Here is a 20,683-nt window from a genome sequence, read left to right as displayed (position 1 = left end):
TTACGGTGTTAACTGCACTATTTTAATAGAGCGTCGCTGATTAATATCTGTTTTTTAACACTTTCGAAAAAATAAGATTATGAAATGATAAAATAATATTAACAGAGGTTTAACTTTCCCTCTAATTTTGAGTATGTGAAAAAATATGGTTGAAATATGATAATGATTTAAAATAGATCATTGAATATTATGAATACTATAATAGTTGAATAAAATAGCCAATTGATTCTTATGCACATTAAATTACTTAAAAGTAAAAACGGTTTACCGCGAGAGGGAAAATTACTTTTAATAGTTCTCTTTTGTTTTTTTGCCCAACTAGGGGTGGCACAAAACACGGTGCGCGGAAATGTTACCGATACAAACGGTTTGCCTCTGCTTGGGGTAAATGTGATTGAAAAAAACACCAATAACGGTACCACCACTGATTTTGATGGCAACTTTGAAATACAGGTGGGGGATAATGCTGTACTCGTGTTTAGCTTTGTAGGCTTCGTTACCCAGGAAGTAAAAGTTTCCGGAGGGGAAAATTTAAGTATTACTCTCGACGAAGATTCTGAAAGCCTTGAAGAAGTTGTCGTAATTGGTTATGGTTCACAGCTGAAAGAGAATATCAGCGGTTCTGTTTCCAGGATTGATGCTGAGGAGCTGAATGATATTCCTCAGGTGAGTGTCGATCAATTGATGCAAGGTAGGGCCGCAGGGGTAATGGTCACCAAGAACTCAGGTCGTCCCGGGGCTTCAGTGTCGGTTAAAATCCGTGGAGTTAATACTATTACGGGCTCCAGCGAACCCTTGTATATAATAGATGGTGTTCCGGTTTCTGGGGATTCCAGGAATATAGCCACCAGTGGAAGATCAACTGCTGACGGGGAAGGAGAAACCGATGTTAGTCCTTTGGCAGCATTGAATCCTAATGATATCGAGTCTATCGATATTTTAAAAGATGCATCGGCTACGGCTATTTATGGATCGCGAGGTTCTAATGGTGTGGTAATTATAACCACAAAAAAAGGAAGAAAGGGAAAAGGGAAACTTAGCTATAGTACATACGCCGCTATTCAGCAGCCTACCAATAAAATTGATGTAATGAATCTTCAGCAGTATGCTGAATTGCAGAACACGATTGGGGCAATTTACGGCCTGAATCAGCAAATTGAATTTCTAAATCCCAGTTTATTAGGCCGGGGGACTGACTGGCAGGCTGAAATTTTTGACAATGCCATGCAGACAAACCATGAACTGTCTTTTTCAGGCGCTTCGGAAAAAATAGATTATTATATCTCTTCTTCCTATACCGATCAGGAAGGAACTGTTATAGGTTCAGGTTTTGACAGAATTACAGTTAGGGCTAATGTCAATGCTGAGATCAATGACTGGATAAAAACCGGTATCACCATGACCGGAAGTAGAACAAATGACAAAATTACTTTGAACAATGCCAGTAATGGTATTATTTCATTGTCATTATTAAATAATCCTGCCAGAGCAGTATATAATCCCGATGGATCATTCGCGGGGCCGGTTACTGCCGATGAGATCGCATTTGGTATAAGGAATCCGATTGCAGAAGCATTGAGTATAGACAATAAACTCACCAGAAACAGACTCTTTGGAAATCTTTTTGCAGAGTTTACAATTGCCGATAACCTTAGCTTCAGAACAGAATTTGGAGGAGATTTCGGGTATAACCTGAATGATCGTTTCCAGCCCACTTTTACTTATGGAGCCTTGGAAAGAGGTGAAAACAGCTTAAGCGTAAGAAGGGAAAACAATGATTTCTGGATCATAAAAAACCTTCTTACTTTCCATGATACCTTTAATGAAAAGCATGATGTGACCTTCCTTGCAGGGCAGGAAGTGCAGGAATCTTCCTGGGGAGGAGTAATAGCCCAGGACGGAGATTTTGTAAGCAATGATGTTCCGGTTCTTGGTACAGGAGATGCTAACGATTATACAGATCAGTATAAAGGTAGCTCAGCTCTGGAATCTTACTTCGGCCGTTTGATTTATTCTTTTGATAACAGATATAATTTAACTGCGTCCTTGCGGGCAGATGGATCTTCCAAGTTTGCCGAAGGACACAAATGGGGGTACTTCCCTTCAGTTTCTGCTTCCTGGAGACTTTCAAATGAAAGTTTTATGGAAGACTTTGAAGCCCTTCAAAATATTAAAATCTATGGAGGTTATGGTGAAGTTGGAAACCAGGCCATTCCAAATTTTGCATACGGTGTAAGATTGAATACTATAAGTACGGGCTTGGGAACAGGCTTTGAATTCGCTAATTACGAAAATCCCGATTTAACCTGGGAATCTTCTACCCAAACAAATATTGGAGTTGATTTTGGACTTTTAAATTCAAGATTAAATGCCACGGTTGAGGTGTATCGTAAAGTCTCAAAAGACTTTTTGTATCAACTGGCGGTGACTGATTTTGTGACCGGTGGGAATTCTCCCGGTGCCATTACCGCTCCCTGGGTAAATCTCGGCGAAATGGTAAATAAAGGCTTTGATATTACTCTGAGTTATTCCACGCTGGGAGAGCATGATTTTAACTGGAAATCATCTTTGACTTTTTCCCATTATGATAATAAGGTTACTGAACTCCTGGGAGATTTGACTATTAATGGAGATCTGAGTCTAAATGATTCTAATCAGAATATTACCCAGACTAAAGTAGGTGAGCCCGTTGGAATGTTTTACGGTTACCAGGTGGAAGGCTTATTCAGAACCACTTCTGATATAGAAGGGGCTCCAATTCAGTTTGGACGTCCGTTCGAAGATGCACTTTTCAGTTCAACCTGGCTTGGGGATGTTAAATTTAAAGATATCAACGGTGACGGAGTTATCAATAACGATGATAGAACCGTAATTGGTAACCCGCATCCCGACTTTACTTTCGGTTTCCAGAACAATTTCACTTATAAGGCTTTTGATCTTTCCATTTTCCTACAGGGATCTTACGGGAATGATATTTTCAATGCGGTAAATAGAACGCTTACGGCGGCCAATAGCTACTATGTGAACCAGGCGCCTTCTGTACTGGATTACTGGTCGATAGATAATCCGGATGCCAGCTCACCTCGTTTAGCGCGTAATGATACTCCAAACATTAATATTTCCGATAGATATATTGAAGATGGTTCCTATCTTAGAGTACAGAACCTAACCCTGGGCTATACCTTACCCGCCCGCACTACTAAAAAAATAGGACTAAGCTATCTTAAAATTTATGGCAGCGTCCAGAATTTATACACTCTAACCAACTATTCAGGATATGACCCGGAAGTAGGGAATTATAACCAAAATGCCCTGCTCATGGGGGTTGATAATGGGCGTTACCCATCGCCCCGAACATTTACAATGGGGCTGAATGTTGAATTATAAAAATATGAAGATGAAGAATTTATTCAAATCAAAGTTCTTGATGATTGGAGCTGCCATAGCTGTTTTGCTATGCTTCCCTTCCTGTAGCAAAGACTTTTTAGAAAGACCACCGGAAGATTCTTACAGTGTTGATACCTTCTATAAAACAGATGCTCAGGTAAGGGCTTCAACAAATCATCTATACTCCAAACCCTGGTATAATTTTATCACTAATGTAGCATGGGCAATTGGGGAGTTGAGTTCTGGTAACGGTCGCACATGGGATCCTCGAAATGCCGATTTTGACAACTTTGCCATCACCGGTGAGCATGGAACCCTTACTCAGGCATGGGAATCTCTGTATGCAGTAATTGCTCAGTCAAACTCGCTGATAAACACTTTACCTAAAGCTGTTGGGCCCGATGTTTCACCAGAGGTGTTGAACAACGCCCTGGGGGAAGCAAGATTTATAAGAGCTACCGCTTATTTTTATTTGGTGAGGATTTTTGGGTCCGTTCCAATCATCGCCGATAATACTGAGTATGTTTTAGAACCTGTGGTTCCAAGAAATCCGGTAGAAGATGTATATAAGTTCATTATAAGGGATCTTGAATTTGCGATGGAAAATCTCGAAGATAAAACAAGAGGTTCCAATTATGATGAAAATGCACGGGTTTCCAGTGGTTCGGCAAAAGCGATGCTATCTAAAATTTATCTCTACCAGGAAGACTGGTCTAAAGCCTATCAGCTTTCAGAAGAAGTTATCAATTCGGGGGAATTTAAACTCTACGGAGGGGATGCTGAAGATGGGGATCCTTCGGGAAGCTATTACGATCTTTTCCTAACCGCGAATGATAATAATCCCGAATCTATTTTTGCACTGCAGTGGTCTACTTCCGGGCAGTATGCAGAAGGGAATGGGTTACAGTCTCTTTTCGCCCAGGCCGGAATTACCGGGTTTTCTGATGGCTGGTCGGCTATCGGTCCATCTTTAGACCTTCAGGCTGCTTATGAAGATACAGATGAGGATTTAAGATATTATGCCACTATCATGGCCCCGGGAGCTTATTATCCCGATTTAAATGGGGGGTACACGGTTTCAGAAAATGTAAACCACCAGGGAACAAATGTGGGTATTAAAAAATATGTAGTAGGGAATCCATCCACGAATGGAGGAGGAGCCATGCAAAGTTATCCCAATAATACGTACATCTTACGATATGGAGAACTCCTTCTGATCAATGCGGAAGCAGCACTAAGAGGTGGCGGTCCATACGAAAAAGGTGTAGAATCTCTCAATAAAGTTCGTCGCAGAGCCGGGCTGGAAGATCTTGAAAACCCTACACTGGAAGATGTATTTCACGAGAGAAGAATTGAACTTGCTTTTGAATTCGAATGGTGGTATGATGTAGTTAGAAGAGGGCCGGAATTTGCTATCGATTACTTATCGAATACCGAAAGAGGAACCTTCAATAATGATACTGACCCTCCAACGGTGAACTCTGAACATTATACTCCAACGGCAGATGATCTACTGTTTCCTTACCCTAGTAATGAAACACAGAATAACCCTGCCTTACTTGAACCGCCGGTGCCATATGATTTTGAAGACGGACAATAAACTAAAAAATATAACATGAAAAAAGGAACATTAAATAAAGGATTCTTTTCCTTCATGATACTGCTAATTAGTGTATTTTCTTTAGTATCATGTGAGGATGAATTTGCTACGGAATCGATAGATTCAGCTAAAGAGCCTCCGGTAGTAACCAGCGTCTCAGAGGCCCGGGAAGATATCCCTGTGACCCAGGGGGTACTTGAAAATACATATATAATTCGGGGGAAGAATTTGGCTTCCTTAACAGAAATTTATTTCAATGGGGTACAGGCTGGCTTTAATCCGGCATTGACTACAGATGAGCTCACTTTTGTGACTATTCCTGAAAATGCACCCTACGTGGGTCAGAATAACAAGATGACTCTTGTTAATTTATACGGTACAACGGAATATGACTTTTCACTTCTTACCATTGAAGAGTATACCGAAGCTACTGTTGATGGAGTTAAAACGGTAACTCTTCATGGAGGGGATTTTTCTGAGACAACTAAAGTGACCTTCGTTTCAGGGTCTGAGGAGAACGGAAATTTAGTTGAAAGAGAAGCCGAAATTCTTTCAGTTTCTGAAACCGAAGTGACCGTAGCGGTGCCTTCCGGAGTAGAACAGGCTTATATTTATCTTGAAACATCAAGAGGCGCTGTGGCTCAATCGGAATCCTATGGATTTAGTTATTCAATTTTCATCGATGCTCTGAACCCAGATTGGGAAATGAGCCAGTGGGGTGGAACATTTGATGCTCAGAACACCGATCCAGCTTTAGGCGAATATTCGATAAAAAGCGTTAGAGAAGGATGGTCTGGTATTACATTCCTCGCTCCTGATATTCCTTTCGATCAATATGAAGCTATCACCGTATCTCTTTACGGGACCGGCGCTCCGGGCGATTCTGTGACGCTTGCGATCAATGATTTTGATGGAAATGCTACTCATCAGCAAATCGAACTTATTCCTGGGGAATGGAAGAAAGTTGTGATCCCTCTTTCGAATTTTTATCCGAATGGAGGAGAACCAAACACTATTTTCCGTCTGGATTTCCAGGAGTCTTCCAATACAGGTAAAGCACAGTATATATTTTATATAGATGATTTTGGTTTCCTGTAAAATCTGGAAAAAGGATAATTAAAAAACTATGAACGTGTCCCGGATATGGCTTCCGGGACATCTCAAAAAAACTGATAATAAAACACACACTCATGAAATTATCCAGAATATATTATTTGTTAATACTGCTAGTGTTGACAAGCTTGAGCTCCTGTGATGACGATGATGATATTTATCCTCAGTTAGGAGATGATCCGCGTAATTTAACGGAGATCATCACCCAAACCGATCAATTGTCAATGCTTTCTGAAGCCATGGTGCAAACCGGTTTGGATTCGACTTTTAGGAGCACCTCCACCTACACTGTTTTCGCTCCAAATAATGCGGCCTTTGAGAACTTAGATATGTCGGCATACAGTGACGAAGAGCTTGAAAATTTGCTGCTTAATCATGTAATCAGTACCGTTACGGCCGATTTCACCTCTACTTTAACCTCGGGTTATAAAACCACAATGGCAACGGGTCCCGGAGGGAACAACCTTAGCCTTTTCATAAACAAAAATGGCGATTTAACTCTTAACGGGACAGCTTCACTGGTAAGTGGCTCTTTTGATATTGGCTCTACCAACGGTGTCTTACACGTTATAGATAATGTACTGGTGCCGCCAACTGTAGTCACACAGGCGCAGGCAAACCCTGAATTTTCTTCTCTTGCTGAAGCAATTGAATTGGCTGATCTGGGTGATGCTCTTTCTTTAAATGACCCTGAAAGTGAAAATTATCCTCTTACTTTATTTGCTCCCACTAATGCGGCTTTTGAAAATTTAATGGCACAGCTTAATGGAGCCTTCGGATGGTCTAATTTAAGCGATGTGCCTACCGATGTGCTACAGGAAATTCTGATGTATCACGCAGTTACAGGTGAAAATCTGCGTTCCGATGCAATAGGTGGGGAAACTTATACTACGATGCAGGGGGGAACCCTTTCCGTAGGAGACGATCTTGTAATCACGGATGGAAGTTATGATACTGCCGGTTTTGGAATGACCGATATTCAGGCCATAAACGGTGTGGTGCATGGCGTGGATAAGGTACTTCTTCCTGAAAGCGTTTTTCAGGATATTCTTAGTGCCACGCTTGACATTAAAGAACGCAGTGAAGATAAAGGCTATACTACTTTCCTGGCAGCTATAGAAAAGGCTGGTCTTACCAGTGCCTTAACTTCGGAAGAATATACCGCCTTCGTTCCAAATAACGATGCATTTACCGCGCTGTTCGCTACTATAAATAATTTCGACAGCCTTGATGATTTTGATACTCCTGAAGAAATAGAAATTCTGAAAGAATTATTGAATTATCACCTGCATGCCGGAGTTCTCATGTCTAGCCAGTTGACTGACGGAGGAACGATTTCTACTGTGTATGGTGATGAAATAACTGCTGATCTTAGTGGAGAAAATGCAAGATTACGACCAAGTTTCGAAGAGGCAATCCCTTCTCAGATCGTAAATGCAAACGTAGGCGCAACTAACGGCGTCATTCATGAAATTAACCGGGTTCTCGTGCCTGCCGATCTGGTAAGCGCTCTTGGTATAGAAACTGCCGAAGGAGGCCAGTGCCCCGTAAAAGACGAAAGTCTGGTATTCTTTGACTGGAATGGAAAAGATCAATGGTGGGGAAATGTGACCCCTGAAAATGATGCTTCTCTTTCTCTGGATGGGGAAAGTTATGGTAGAGCCAATTTCCAGACAGGTGGCACCGGATGGGTTGACCTCTTCTGGAGAAATGATCATTCTACTTTCTATGGCGCCGACGTGGTAGGTACGAATATCAGTGACTATTCTCTCAAATTTGATATCAATGTTTTGGAACCAATTTCGGCAGGTAAATTCCGAATTCGTTTTCATGATGCCGATGGCAATGATGTATTCTATGACTGGCAGCCCTGGAACGATACCGGAGAACCCTTTGATACCGACGGTTGGGAAACCATTGAAATTCCTTTAGCTGAAATTGGGGTTACTGATTTTAGCCAGATTGATGCGGAATTTGGAATGGCATTCGAGGGTGCCGATGTGCTGTTGAATTTTGCCATCGATAATGTACGTTTTGATACTCCTGGTTGTGGCGGCCCAGATCCCGTCACAGATACCGATGCCGTATTCTTTGACTGGGATGGAAAAGATCCCTGGTGGGGAAATGTAAATGTTGAAAATGATGCCGCAATTACATTGGACGGAAGTAATTATGGTCGTGCCAACTTCCAGACCGGCGGTACAGGCTGGGTAGATTTATTCTGGAGGAATGACCATTCTACTTTCTACGGAGCTGATATGGTGGGCGCCGATGTGAATGATTATGTCCTGAAATTTGATATTTATACCATAGAACCTATTTCACAGGGTACATTCCGAATTCGCTTTCATGATGCCGATGGAGTAGATGCTTTCTATGATTGGGAGCCATGGAATGATAGCGGGGATGCATTTGATACCGATGGTGAATGGGAAACTGTCAGTATTCCCTTGTCAGTGCTCGGAGTGCCAGATTTTAGTCTTATAGATGCTGAATTTGGAATGGCTTTCGAAGGCGCGGATGTACTTCTCAATTTTGCAATAGACAATGTGAGATTTGAAAAATTGTAGTTTAATTGTTGTATTAGCTTAATAGTTCACGAAGAATATTCCCTGTTTATAGCAGGGAATTTCTTTTTTTGAAAATTTTAAAATAAATAGGAATGGTAAAAACTAAGTACTTCTTATTCATCTTTTTGTTCTGTATGGGCGCTAAGGGTTTCTGTCAAAAATTTGATGACCTTGCCCAAACGCCCCCTATGGGTTGGAATTCCTGGAATAAGTTCGCCTGCGACGTGAATGAAGAATTAATTCGTGAAACAGCCGATGCCATGGTGGCTTCAGGTATGAAAGACGCCGGGTATGAATATATCATCATAGATGACTGCTGGCACGGGGAGCGTGATGAAAAGGGTTTTATCCATGCCAATAAGGAAAAGTTTCCATCGGGGATGAAGGCACTCGTTGATTATGTGCACTCCAAAGGCCTGAAATTCGGGATTTATTCCGATGCCGGCTGGCAAACCTGCGGTGGAAAACCAGGCAGCCGCGGAAGGGAATACCAGGATGCTCAAACCTATGCCGAATGGGGCGTGGATTACCTGAAATACGACTGGTGCAATACCGAAGGGCTTAAGGCAGAAGGAGCATATCTCACCATGCGCGATGCACTTTATGAGGCGGGCAAACCTATCGTTTTAAGCATTTGTGAATGGGGTGACAATCAACCCTGGGAATGGGCTGAAGATATAGGCCACCTCTGGAGAACTACAGGTGATATCTACCCCTGCTGGGATTGCGAAGAAGATCACGGGGACTGGTCTTCCTGGGGAATCCTGCGGATTCTGGATATGCAAAAAGGACTTCGTAATTATGCCGGCCCCGGGCACTGGAACGATCCTGATATGCTTGAAGTGGGTAACGGGATGAGCACCAGCGAAGACAGGGCGCATTTTACGATGTGGTGCATGATCGCTGCGCCTCTCATAGCCGGCAATGATCTTCGAAATATGAATGAAACTACCCGGGCTATCCTTACTAATAAGGATGTGATTTCTATTAACCAGGACAGGCTTGGAGTTCAGGCGTTCAAGTATTCTGAAGATGACGGGCTGGAAGTCTGGGTGAAGCCCCTGGCAAATGATGAATGGGCGGTGACATTTTTAAATCGTTCAGAACAGGAAAGGAAAATAGATTTTAACTGGAAAGATCATCCCTTCGAAGACCCTGATTTTTCCTATAAGGTCGATTTCAATAATGCCCAGTATAAGCTATATGATGTCTGGAAGCATACATCAATGGGCAGCACACAAAAGGAATTGGAAGCCAGCCTGCCTTCTCACGATGTATTGACGCTGCGACTGAAAAGCTAAGAATTCAATTCTTTTCAAGCCTTTTGATGCAGTTCGTAAGTGCCCGGAAGTCATGGTAAGTGGCCTTCCAGATATGTCCTTTTAGATCGTTTTTAGTCTCGGGCCGGGTATCCTGGCCCCATTCATACCAGCCGCCAAACCGGTCATCCATTAAATAGGTCTTGGTATATTTCCAGAGTTGCTCGAAGTGATCCCGGTAGTTGTGCGGGTCATTAGGAAAAAGTTCGTCCATGAGCAGGAGGCTGTTCAGGCCTTCCGCCTGGGACCACCAGTTTTTATCGCTATTCACGATCTCCAGTGAATCGGCTCCTTTGAAATAATAACCGCCGTCATAAAATCCTCCTTTTTCCTTATCCCAGCCATTTTCCAGCGCATGATCTACCATCTTCTTTCCTCTGGCGATCGTTTTTTCAATATCATCCCTGTGCAGGGCTTCCGAGGCTTCCTTCATCAGGTAGGCGGTTTCCACATCATGCCCAAATGAAACATGGTCGAGATAGTAATGCTTCTGTATGTTTTCCCGGCTTTCATTCTGGAAACTCACTGCTTTCCAGTCGGGAGTGAAAAACAGGTTCATATAATTCCTATCGCTAACAATCCTGTCCCTTATGAGTAATAATAGTTCTTCCAGCCGTTTGGCTACCAGTTGATCGGGCCAAACATGGTATAGTTCGGTGAAGGCCTCGAGCAAATGGATTGAGCTGTTTTGATCTTTGTATCCCACATCAGAGGTGGAGGCAAAACTGCTGTCTCTCTCTATGGGAGTGCCATCGAGTTGCATAGACTGATAATAGCCTTTGTTCACCGGGTCATGGCTGTGTTTTTCCAGCCATAAAAAAGTCTTTTTTGCCATTTCCAAAGCCTCTTCATTTCCGGAAGCATCATAATAGGCCGCCAGTGCATAAAGTGCAAAGGAATTTCCATAGGCTGTTTTTTCTTCGCCTTCCTTTAGTATGGGTTTTCCATCTTTGGTCACCAAATTGTGAAATCCGCCATTCTTTTTATCCCACATCACCTCCTTTAAAAACTGAAAACCATGGTCTGCATACCGCAAATATTCGGCTTTCTGTTCAGGGTAGAGCTGCGAGGCTTTGGAGGTCGTCCATACATTCCTGGCCTGGGTCACGATCATTTTATCCTGCTTCTCACCAAGCTTGAAGTTATAGGTGATTTCACTGTAAAATCCGCCGTCCTCATTATCGATGGCCAAAGGATACCATTTATCGAGCAGATCGGTTTTCACGGCCTTTTTCATTTCATCAACAACCTGTTCATTCCTTTGATTCTCTTGAGCTATTACCGGATAGAATGGTAAAAGAAAAATCATTAAAAAAATGTTTAATTTCATTCTGAATAAGATTTAGTTTAAATATATGCGAAGCGGGAGAATAAGTTGCTATCCTGAAAAAATCCTATAAGGAATAGATAAAAAAGTATTAAGGCCGGGCAGGCTATTCAAGTAGTTTTATTTTCTAAAACCAATTCAATGAGTCGTTTTTTGTTCTTTTTTGTCTTTGCCGGGATCTGTGTTGCAAATGCTCAAAATCAGGCTGATACTCTTGACGATTTTCATATAAACGATCAGGAATACCTGGAAAGACGTGGGGCTAATGTCATGCTCGCTCACGATTTCTATCCGGAAAGCCATCAGGGCGGTGTGGGGATCATTCAAAATGGATTGCGCGTGGCTACCAATGGGGATCTTCGGCTGGAGCCTGCGCCCGGGCAGTGGCAGCCGGTTCCGAAGGTGGGCCAGCGAAAGGTGGATAGGCAGGAAAAGATCATCAGTGTGCGAATGCAGTATCCCGATTCTTCAAAAAACCGTACCGGTTTCAATCCCATAATTTATCCGGATTTGAATTTAAGCTATACTCTTAAAGTCAAACCAGAGGGAAAATCCTTTAAGATCATCATAGACCTCGATGAACCATTACCGGAAGACTGGGTGGGAAAAGTGGGGCTGAATATTGAACTGTTTCCGGGAATTTTATTTGGCAAGTCGTTCTATATGGATGATGAATTCGGAATTTTCCCCCGGCAGGCCGATGGTCCCGGATTTTACAATGAAGACGACGAATACCGGCTTCAGCCATTAGCCATAGGGAAAAAACTTGTCGTGGCGCCGGGCACTCCGGCACAAACGCTGACTATTCAGAATCTGGGAGAAAATAAGCTTGAATTGCTGGACGGAAGAGCCATTCACAGCAATGGCTGGTATGTCGTGCGCTCACTCGTTCCCCCCGGAAAGACCAAAGGAGCCGTTGAATGGCTGGTAACACCGAACGCTTTAAAAGATTATACCTATCAGCCGGTAGTTCAAATTTCCCAGGTTGGTTACCATCCCGGGCAGGAGAAAAAAGCAGTCATCGAAACCGATAAAAACACTACCGATCCGCAGCCGGTTCACTTGATGAAAATTGAACCTGAAGGCGGTTATTCCGAAGTATTGTCTAAAAAACCTGAAAAATGGGGCAATTTTTTGCGGTATAAATATTTCACCTTCGATTTCAGTGAAGTGAAGGAACCCGGGATGTACGTGATAAAATATTCCGGTTTTACTACCGTGCCGTTTAAGATCAGTAAAGACGTTTATAAAAGAGGTGTCTGGCAGCCCACCCTGGAATATTTTCTGCCGGTTCAAATGTGCCACATGCGTGTAAACGACCGCTATAAGGTGTGGCATGGCCTCTGCCACATGGATGATGCCCGCATGGCCCCCGTGGATACCAATCATTTTGACGGCTATCTTCAGGGGCACGAAACACTCACTAAATATAAAGGCGGGGAGCACGTTCCCGGCCTGAACATTGGTGGCTGGCATGATGCCGGCGATTACGATCTGAGGGTGGAGTCCCAGGCTTCAACGATTCAGGGACTGACGCATATTTACGAAATCTTTGATGTACAGTATGATAATACCAGCATCGATGAGAAAAATAGGCTGGTGGAAATCCTGCAACCCGACGGCATCCCAGATATCATTCAGCAAATTGAACATGGAGCGCTTTCGATTGTGGGTGGGTATGAATCCTTAGGCCGATTTTACAGGGGCATAATCTCCCCTACCAAGCGACAGTATGTTCTGCTGGGCGATCCCGTGAACCAAACCGATAACAAGATTTATTCTGAAAAAAAACCGAATGATACCACCCAAAATCAAGGAGGTTCCGACGATCGGGGGGTATTCACGGAGAACAATCCTCCCAGAGAGCTTGCCACGGCCGCTGCCCTGGCCGCTTCTGCACGTGTTTTAAAAGAATATGACCCCGAACTGGCAGCCAAATGCCTGCAAATTGCCCGTGAAACCTGGAATAGCGTCAACAGTAATTCCTCTCTCGATAAAGTAGACCTGGCGGCAGAACTGCTGCAAACAACCAGGGAAGAAAAGTACGCCGATTTCATATTAAAAAATAAGGATGATATTATTTCCAATTTCGGTGATACCGGCTGGAGAATCGGGCCCATCCTTTCACTCATCGGTAATAAAAAATTTACCACGGCCATGCAGGAAGCTGCCAGGAATTATTATAAAACCATAGAGGCAGAAGGTGAAAAAACACCCTATGGCGTTCCTTATGAACCCAATATCTGGGGTGCCGGTTGGGGAATTCAGAATTTTGGAATGAAACAATATTTTTTGCATACCAGCTATCCCGAAGTTTTTCCTGAAAAGTACCTGCTTGATGCGCTGAATTTCATTCTGGGAGCGCATCCTGGCGTGAATACCTCTTCTTTTGCTTCAGGTGTAGGGGCACGCTCCATTACACAGGCCTATGGGATGAACCGCGGCGATTTTTCTTTTATTCCCGGTGGAATAGGTTCCGGCACTGCCCTGATACGACCCGATTTCCCTGAATTGCTGGAATGGTCTTTCTTATGGCAACAAACGGAATATGTACTGGGCGGGGGAACCACCGATTATCTCTTTCTGGTGCTTGCGGCAGATAAACTGTTAAACGAAAAGCCATGAAAAAGCTAATTATTACTCTGGGTATTTTGTTTTCCACAATTTGCTGTTTCGCCCAGAAACCGGTTAATCCCAATGCTTCCGAGGAAGCCCGAGATTTACTGAATTATATTTATTCATTGGACGGTAAAATTTTATCGGGACAGCACAGCTATAACGAATCACCCGATGAGTTTTACGATCTAGCGTATAACATTACCGGAAAATACCCTTCCATTTTGGGAACCGATTTTTACTGGAATGGTAAGACAGATCCCGGTCCTCGCACCGTACAGGCAGCCATTGAAAATCATAAAAAAGGAGCCATCATTACCCTGATGTGGCATGTTGGAAGGCCAGGTGATGATCCTCCCTACGGTTGGAGTACTAGCGTACAGAATGAATTTAACGATAAAAAATGGCAAGAGCTGATGGAGCCGGGAACCAAAATTCATATCAAATGGCTTGAGCAGGTAGATAACCTCGCTTCCCATCTCATAGAATTGCAAAAGGCAGGCGTACCGGTATTGTGGAGACCTTACCATGAGATGAACGGAGTCTGGTTTTGGTGGGGGAATAATCCCGAAGGCTACAAAAAACTCTGGAAAATGCTTTATGACAGGCTTACCAATTATCATAAACTTAATAATTTGATTTGGGTGTGGAATGCCAATGCGCCGCGGGACATTCCTTTTGATGAGGCCTACGATTACCTCGATTTTTATCCAGGAGCAGACTATGTGGATGTCCTTGCAACCGATGTTTATCATTACGATTATGAGCAAAAAGATTATGAGTCTTTGCTCGAACTTGCCGATGGGAAACCAATAGCGCTGGGGGAAGTAGGCGAATTGCCTAAAACCAATATTTTGGAGAAGCAGCCAAAATGGTCGTGGTTCATGGTCTGGTCCAACTGGCTTACAACTGCTAACAGCAAGGAGCGTGTAAAAGAGATTTATAATTTTTCTAAGACGATAAACAGGGATGGAATTAAAAATTAGGTTTTTAATACTTATAGTTTTTTTTGGTTTTTACCAGCAGATTTTTTCCCAGGCCGAATTTGAAACCTGGGGAAATCTTAAGGGTATTCGTACGGAAGATGGTTTTTTGGAATTTGAGACCAGTTTGTTATTGTTAAATCAGTGGAATGATTCCTGGGAAACCCGGAAGGAAGGGCAGAAAACCAGTTTTCACCGCGAGGGAAATGAAAAGATTTTCGAATATGAAATGAAAAATTTCCACTGGCGAGAGTCGATAATTTCGAAAGAAAAATCGGTTAATATAAATGTAAGCCTTCAAAGCACTAAAGACACCCTTGTTAACGGAGCTTATTTCAGGATAAAACTGCCGCAGAGCTTTTTAAAGGATGGCAAACTAACCATTGAGCCGCTTAGCACGATGAGGCTGGACAGCCTTTCGGAAAAAGGTTTTAAAAACTTAATGTATAAAAATATTGTAAATGAGGTGGCGCTCCAGTCGGGAATAGGAAAAATAACGATAAGACCTTCATCTCCTGTGGAATTCAGCATTACCAGGGAAAAGGAACAAGCTATCCTGAATTTCGCTATAGCAAACGGAGAAATGTCTAAGGATAGCACTTACCAAAAGGACTTTGAGATGGAAGTTTCCGGAGGCAGTGGGAATTCACCAGTTACTTTGAAACTCTATCCCTCCCAGCCCGGAAAAAAATTTGACGGGATTGGCGGTAATTTCAGGCTGCAAAATCCAAAGGTAGATCCCGACGTGATAGATTATGCCCTAGAGAATTTACCGGTAAGCTGGGCCAGAGTAGAACTCCCCTGGCGACAGTGGGATCCCGATACCTTGAAAAATCCGTTGACAGACGCAAAAAAAGGAACACTGGATCCCAAAGTAAAAGCAGCCATGGAACTGGCACAGCGCCTTGATAAAAAAGGAATTCCCGTAATCCTGGCCACCTGGTTTCCTCCGCAGTGGGCGGTAAAAGGGGCGTTGACAAAGGGAGTCAATCTCGATGGCAGTCGAGGGAATCAGTTAGACCCCTCGCAAAAAGAAAAAATTTACGAGTCAATTACTTCATACATCAAATATCTTAAAGAAGAATATGGAGTTAAGGTGAAGATGTTTTCCTTCAACGAATCTGATCTCGGCATTGATGTAAGGCAAACTCCCGAGGAACAAGAGCAGTTGATCGCGGAACTTGGTGAGTATTTTAAAAAAGCCGGGTTGGAAACCAAGCTTCTCCTGGGTGATACGGCAGATGCGAACGGATATGATTTCACGGAACTAGCCTCTATAAATCCCGAAAGTCTTCCGTACATTGGCGGGGTTTCTTTTCATTCCTGGAGGGGTTACAGCAGAGAGAATCTCATAAAGTGGTTTGATATTTCAAACCGGGTTAAGGAGCCTCTTTTCGTTGGTGAGGGCAGTATCGATGCGGGAGCCTGGCGTTACCCTGAAATCTTTCAGGAACCGGGCTATGCTCTGGAAGAAATTAGAGTGTATTTAAAAATCCTGAAATATGCCCAGCCACTGAGTATTTTGCAGTGGCAGTTAACTTCAGATTATTCAATTTTGTCCGGCGGAGGAGTTTTTGGGAATAATGACGAAGATTTGCATCCTACCCAGCGCTTTTTCAATTTGAAGCAGCTTGGCACTACTCCAAAAGGGCTTCAAATTTTGCCCATAAACACCAAGGATCGTTTGGTCACCGCTACTGCTTTGGGAGATGGACACAGTAATTATGCGATCCATATGGTAAATGAAGGGAATCGAAGAAGCTTTGTCATTAAAGGAATCCCGGAACAGGTTAAAAAATTTAATGTGTATACTACTAATAGTGATGATTCATTTAAAAAGGGGAAAACACTTATTGTAAAGAATGGAGAGCTAAAATTCGAAGCGGAAAAGGCGAGCTTTATTTCACTTCTAACTAAAAAATTATAACTCATTTAATTAAAGAAAAATCTTATGGTTTTAAATTCAAATAACTTTTTTTCATTTGAAGCCAAGTGTAAAAAAATCAAATAAATGTCAGACAATTAATAAATATAATACGAACGCAAAATTTATAAATAATGAAATAACAAAAATAATTACCGCCCATTTAGGATAGACATTACCGTTTTTCATTATTTGTAATAGCTCCGATTTTGTCTGACAGTTAAGAGTTTTTTTAGGCATTTTGACTCTTGGAATAATTCTGATTTAGGGGCTCGTTTGGAGCCCCTTGACCATTCCAGTCATCAGACAGGTTATTCCTGACAGGTTGATCTCCACCAGAGCCTGTTTCCGCTTTACCTGCCTCTATTAAAGGTACGAAGTTTTCGGATTGTAAATCCAGCATTTTTTCATCAGCCAAATGTTTACTATCAAGCAATGTTTGCATCGGAGTTTTTCCAAAACAATGTTTTCCAGAATGGGTTCTTTCATTGTTGTAGTATTCTAACCAAACATCCAGATCTGCCTGTATTTCCTCAATGGAAGCATAGATCTTTTTCCTAAATGCAATGGCGTAGAACTCGTCCTGGATTGTTCTGTGGAAGCGTTCACAGATTCCATTGGTCTGTGGGCTTTTAGCCTTAGTTTTTGTATGGTCTATATCTTCAATAGCCAGGTAAAGCTGATACTCGTGATGCTCTCTATGACCACAGAATTCGGTGCCCCTATCTGTTAGGATCCTCAAAAGTCGTAGTTCTTGCTCTTCATAGAAGGGCAGTACCCGGTCATTTAGCATATCTGCAGCCACCAAAGCATTTTTACGATCATAAAGTTTAGCGTGAGCAACCTTGCAATAGGTATCAATAAAAGTCTGCTGATAGATCCTTCCAACTCCTTTGATGGTTCCCACATAATAGGTATCCTGGGCCCTAAGATAACCGGGATGATGAGTTTCTATCTCTCCGTGAGCTTTCTTTTCTTCCTTAGCCTTTTCCAGGGCAGTAAGCTGAGATTCTGTGAGAACCAATCCATCTTGAGACATCCTGGCTTCTAAATACTTTAATCTCTTTTTAAAAGTTTCCAGGTCATTGCGCAGCCAAACACATCTCACACCTGCCGGTGAAATAAAAACACCTTTCTTCTTCAGTTCATTTGAAGCTCGAAGTTGCCCAAAGGCAGGATAATCAAAAGCAATCTGTACTACTGCCTTTTCTACCTCTTCTTCAATTCTTTTCTTTAGATTAGGCTTTCTTCGGTTCAGTTCTCGTAATGCTAGTTCTCCTCCCTGATCGTAAAGATCTTTAAAACGATAGAAGCTGTCCCTGCTATATCCGAAAAGTTTACAGGCCTGGGATACGTTCCCTAATTGTTCTGCGAGTTGTAATAAACCTACCTTAGATTTAATTACCTTTGTTTCTGTATTCATTCTGACAGTTTTAAGGATTAATATTTATCTTTTAACTACTTTAAATATAATTCTTAACTGTCAGATTTTATCGTGGCTATTTCAGGTTAAATGCCCCCGCTCATTGGTCTTCTCTTCTTTAGCCTAAATTAACTACTTTTGGGATTATTTTTCTATCAATGAAATTAATTCATACCTTAAAGCAGCCATATACCTATTATTACAACCAAAAGGACCTTCCATTAGAAACTCTAATTGTTTTTACATTTTTCTTTTTTTTTACCTATTTATTTGAGCCTTTTAATGTCAACTCTTCTGAACATGTATTCAATTTCTTTTTTATATGTTCAATTCATGGGTTAGTTGCTGCATTCCTATTCTTTATATACTTCTCTATAAATAATTTAAGACCTGAAGAAGAAAAATGGAATTTGGGAAAAGAAATTACTCATCTCATATTTCTTTTGCTATTAGTTGGATTTGGCAATTATCTAATCAGGCCTATTATTTATAATAATCCTGATAATATTTCCATATTTTATTTATGGGAAGAAATATTACATACCTGGTTAGTAGGAATATTATTGATTCTCTTTATAATCCCATTAAACTTTATCAGATTATATAAAAGTAATTCAAAGAAAGCTGCCAAATTAGGAGCTTCGCCCTTTGAGCATACTATCACCTCAAAAACTTTCAGGATTCACACCCAAACACAAATAGACACCTTCGATTTAAATGTTGAAAAATTAATGTTTGCAAAAGCAGAAGGGAATTATGTAGAATTTGTTTTGGAAGGAGAAGACCTCCAATTAACAAAAGAAGTAAAAAGAATTAGTTTAAAAGAACTAGAAGACCAATTAAAAAATTGTAGTTGGATCGTTAAAACTCATCGTTCGTATCTTCTAAATCTTAATAAGATTGAGAAAATTTCTGGAAATGCGCAAGGTTATTCTATTCTACTTAATAATACAGATATTCAAATACCGGTCTCCCGAAGTAATTTAAAAAAATTCAACGTCGTCTATAACCAGTTTAAGTATCAATAGGTTGCAATTCATCACAAGAACTTGTTATTAGTAACAATCTCAGTTTTCGAGTGAGTTGAGATTTTACATTTGCCGCATAAATTATTTTGTTATGCGTAGATACGATTTAGATTGGCTTAGAGTAATTGTTTTCGGATTACTTATTTTTTATCATATAGGAATGTTTTTTGTGCCATGGGATTGGCATATTAAAAATAATAAATTATATCCCTGGTTAGAAATTCCAATGATTTTTATTAACCAATGGCGCTTGCCAATTTTATTTGTTATTTCTGGAATGGGAACCTCTTATGCTCTGGCAAAACGTACAGGTTTACAATTTATAAAGGAGAGGTTAAAGAGGTTATTAATTCCCTTAATATTTGGAATTCTAATAATTGTACCTCCCCAAATATATTTGGAAAGAATTTCGAAAGGCCAATTTTCTGGGAGCTATCTTCTATTTCTTCGTACCATGTGGAACACCGGACTCTATCCGCATGGGAATTTAAGCTGGCATCATTTATGGTTTCTGCCTTACCTTCTATGTTTCTCGCTATTATTGACTCCCATATTCATTTATCTAAGAAGCCATAGAAATAATATTTTGGTTAATTATTCAAAATTAGTTTTAAGGAAATCTACTGGATTTTTTTTGTTTGTTTTCCCATTACTTTTAGCGGAAATTTTTTTAAAACCGCAGTTTCCCCAGACCTTCTTTTTTATTAATGATTGGTTTACGATTGGATATAACTTGTTGTTGTTTTTTTATGGTTTTCTGTTTATATCAGTTGGAGAAGTTTTTTGGAAAACAGTTCAAAGAGATCGAAGAAAGCTTTTAGCCTTAGCAATTATCTCTTTTACAATATTACTTTGCGTTAAAATACAGATGCCTAACACTGTTGTTATAGAGCCATTTATCAGTGTCATTAATACAGGTAGTTGGATGTTGACCTTATTCGGTTATGCTTCGAAATACCTTAATAAATCACGACAGTCTCTATCTTATGCTAACAGAGCTGTATACCCGTTTTATATTTTACACCAAACTATAATCGTTGTAGTTGCATATTTCTTTCAAAATCTTGAATGGAACTTATTTACTAAATTCACTCTTATGGTAATTCTAACTTTTGGGATTACTTTTTTCATATACGACAGGATTATATTGAAGATTGAAATTATTCAACCTTTATTTGGAATTAAAGGAAAGGCTCGAAAGGAAAAAAAATTAAAAGAGATTTTTAGTTATTTACGAAATTATTAAGAACACAAGTGGAAATATTTAATCCGATATAGGTATAGGTGTCCAATTATGAGATAGACGTAGCAGATATTTCTATTTTGTTATTCTACCGGCATATTTAATTCAAGCATTAGAATTTTCCGATAAGAGATTTCAGTTACCATGCTC

11 protein-coding genes and 1 pseudogene are annotated in these 20,683 nt (G+C 41.1%); 10 read left to right on the top strand and 2 right to left on the bottom strand.

Annotated features, from left to right (window positions below; genetic code table 11):
• Positions 1–231 precede the first annotated feature (231 nt).
• The 5 genes from C7S20_RS04580 to C7S20_RS04560 all read left to right on the top strand — a co-directional run bounded on the left by C7S20_RS04580 (position 232) and on the right by C7S20_RS04560 (position 9,971).
• Positions 232–3,387, top strand: coding sequence for a SusC/RagA family TonB-linked outer membrane protein (locus C7S20_RS04580; RefSeq protein WP_107011376.1), 3,156 nt, complete (start codon positions 232–234; stop codon positions 3,385–3,387).
• Between the two features lie 10 nt (positions 3,388–3,397).
• Positions 3,398–4,987 (top strand): RagB/SusD family nutrient uptake outer membrane protein, encoded by a 1,590-nt coding sequence (locus C7S20_RS04575; RefSeq protein WP_159039866.1) that lies wholly within the window; start codon positions 3,398–3,400, stop codon positions 4,985–4,987.
• A gap of 15 nt (positions 4,988–5,002) precedes the next feature.
• Positions 5,003–6,085: a hypothetical protein gene (locus tag C7S20_RS04570; RefSeq protein ID WP_107011374.1), complete on the top strand. Its 1,083-nt coding sequence runs from the start codon at positions 5,003–5,005 to the stop codon at positions 6,083–6,085.
• Positions 6,086–6,177: 92 nt separating this feature from the next.
• The gene (locus tag C7S20_RS04565) at positions 6,178–8,670 is read left to right on the top strand and encodes a glycan-binding surface protein (protein ID WP_107011373.1); all 2,493 of its coding nucleotides are present in this window, start codon (positions 6,178–6,180) and stop codon (positions 8,668–8,670) included.
• Positions 8,671–8,762: 92 nt separating this feature from the next.
• Positions 8,763–9,971 carry a glycoside hydrolase family 27 protein gene (locus C7S20_RS04560; RefSeq protein ID WP_193510791.1) on the top strand — a complete coding sequence of 403 codons (1,209 nt, stop codon included), beginning with the start codon at positions 8,763–8,765 and terminating at the stop codon, positions 9,969–9,971.
• A 4-nt stretch (positions 9,972–9,975) separates the two neighbouring features.
• Here C7S20_RS04560 and C7S20_RS04555 read toward each other — a convergent pair whose 3' ends face one another.
• Positions 9,976–11,298 (bottom strand): AGE family epimerase/isomerase, encoded by a 1,323-nt coding sequence (locus tag C7S20_RS04555; protein WP_227009095.1) that lies wholly within the window; start codon positions 11,296–11,298, stop codon positions 9,976–9,978.
• Between the two features lie 159 nt (positions 11,299–11,457).
• On the opposite strand from C7S20_RS04555, the gene C7S20_RS04550 reads away from it, so the two are divergent.
• From C7S20_RS04550 to C7S20_RS04540, 3 genes are read left to right on the top strand one after another with little or no spacing between them, the layout of a single operon-like run.
• Positions 11,458–13,941, top strand: a complete 2,484-nt coding sequence (locus C7S20_RS04550) for a glycoside hydrolase family 9 protein (protein WP_107011370.1) — start codon at positions 11,458–11,460, stop codon at positions 13,939–13,941.
• Positions 13,938–14,918, top strand: a complete 981-nt coding sequence (locus C7S20_RS04545) for a glycosyl hydrolase (protein WP_107011369.1) — start codon at positions 13,938–13,940, stop codon at positions 14,916–14,918. The genes C7S20_RS04550 and C7S20_RS04545 overlap by 4 nt, the downstream gene beginning before the upstream one ends.
• Entirely contained in the window at positions 14,902–16,842 is a 1,941-nt protein-coding gene (locus C7S20_RS04540; RefSeq protein ID WP_107011368.1) for a glycoside hydrolase, read from the top strand. Before C7S20_RS04545 ends, C7S20_RS04540 begins: the two co-directional genes overlap by 17 nt.
• A gap of 394 nt (positions 16,843–17,236) precedes the next feature.
• On the opposite strand, the pseudogene C7S20_RS04535 reads toward C7S20_RS04540, so the two are convergent.
• Positions 17,237–18,262, bottom strand: a pseudogene (locus C7S20_RS04535) (IS481 family transposase); the annotation flags it as partial.
• A 158-nt stretch (positions 18,263–18,420) separates the two neighbouring features.
• Between C7S20_RS04535 and C7S20_RS04530 the strand changes: the two are divergent.
• Together C7S20_RS04530 and C7S20_RS04525 are read left to right on the top strand one after the other, a co-directional pair.
• Positions 18,421–19,290, top strand: coding sequence for a LytR/AlgR family response regulator transcription factor (locus C7S20_RS04530; protein ID WP_107011367.1), 870 nt, complete (start codon positions 18,421–18,423; stop codon positions 19,288–19,290).
• Between the two features lie 91 nt (positions 19,291–19,381).
• Positions 19,382–20,536 (top strand): acyltransferase family protein, encoded by a 1,155-nt coding sequence (locus tag C7S20_RS04525; protein WP_107011366.1) that lies wholly within the window; start codon positions 19,382–19,384, stop codon positions 20,534–20,536.
• Positions 20,537–20,683 lie beyond the last annotated feature (147 nt).

It is taken from the genome of Christiangramia fulva, assembly GCF_003024155.1.
GTDB lineage: Bacteria > Bacteroidota > Bacteroidia > Flavobacteriales > Flavobacteriaceae > Christiangramia > Christiangramia fulva.
The sequence above is the reverse complement of the archived record's forward strand: the minus strand, read 5'-3'. Positions and strand labels throughout refer to the sequence as shown.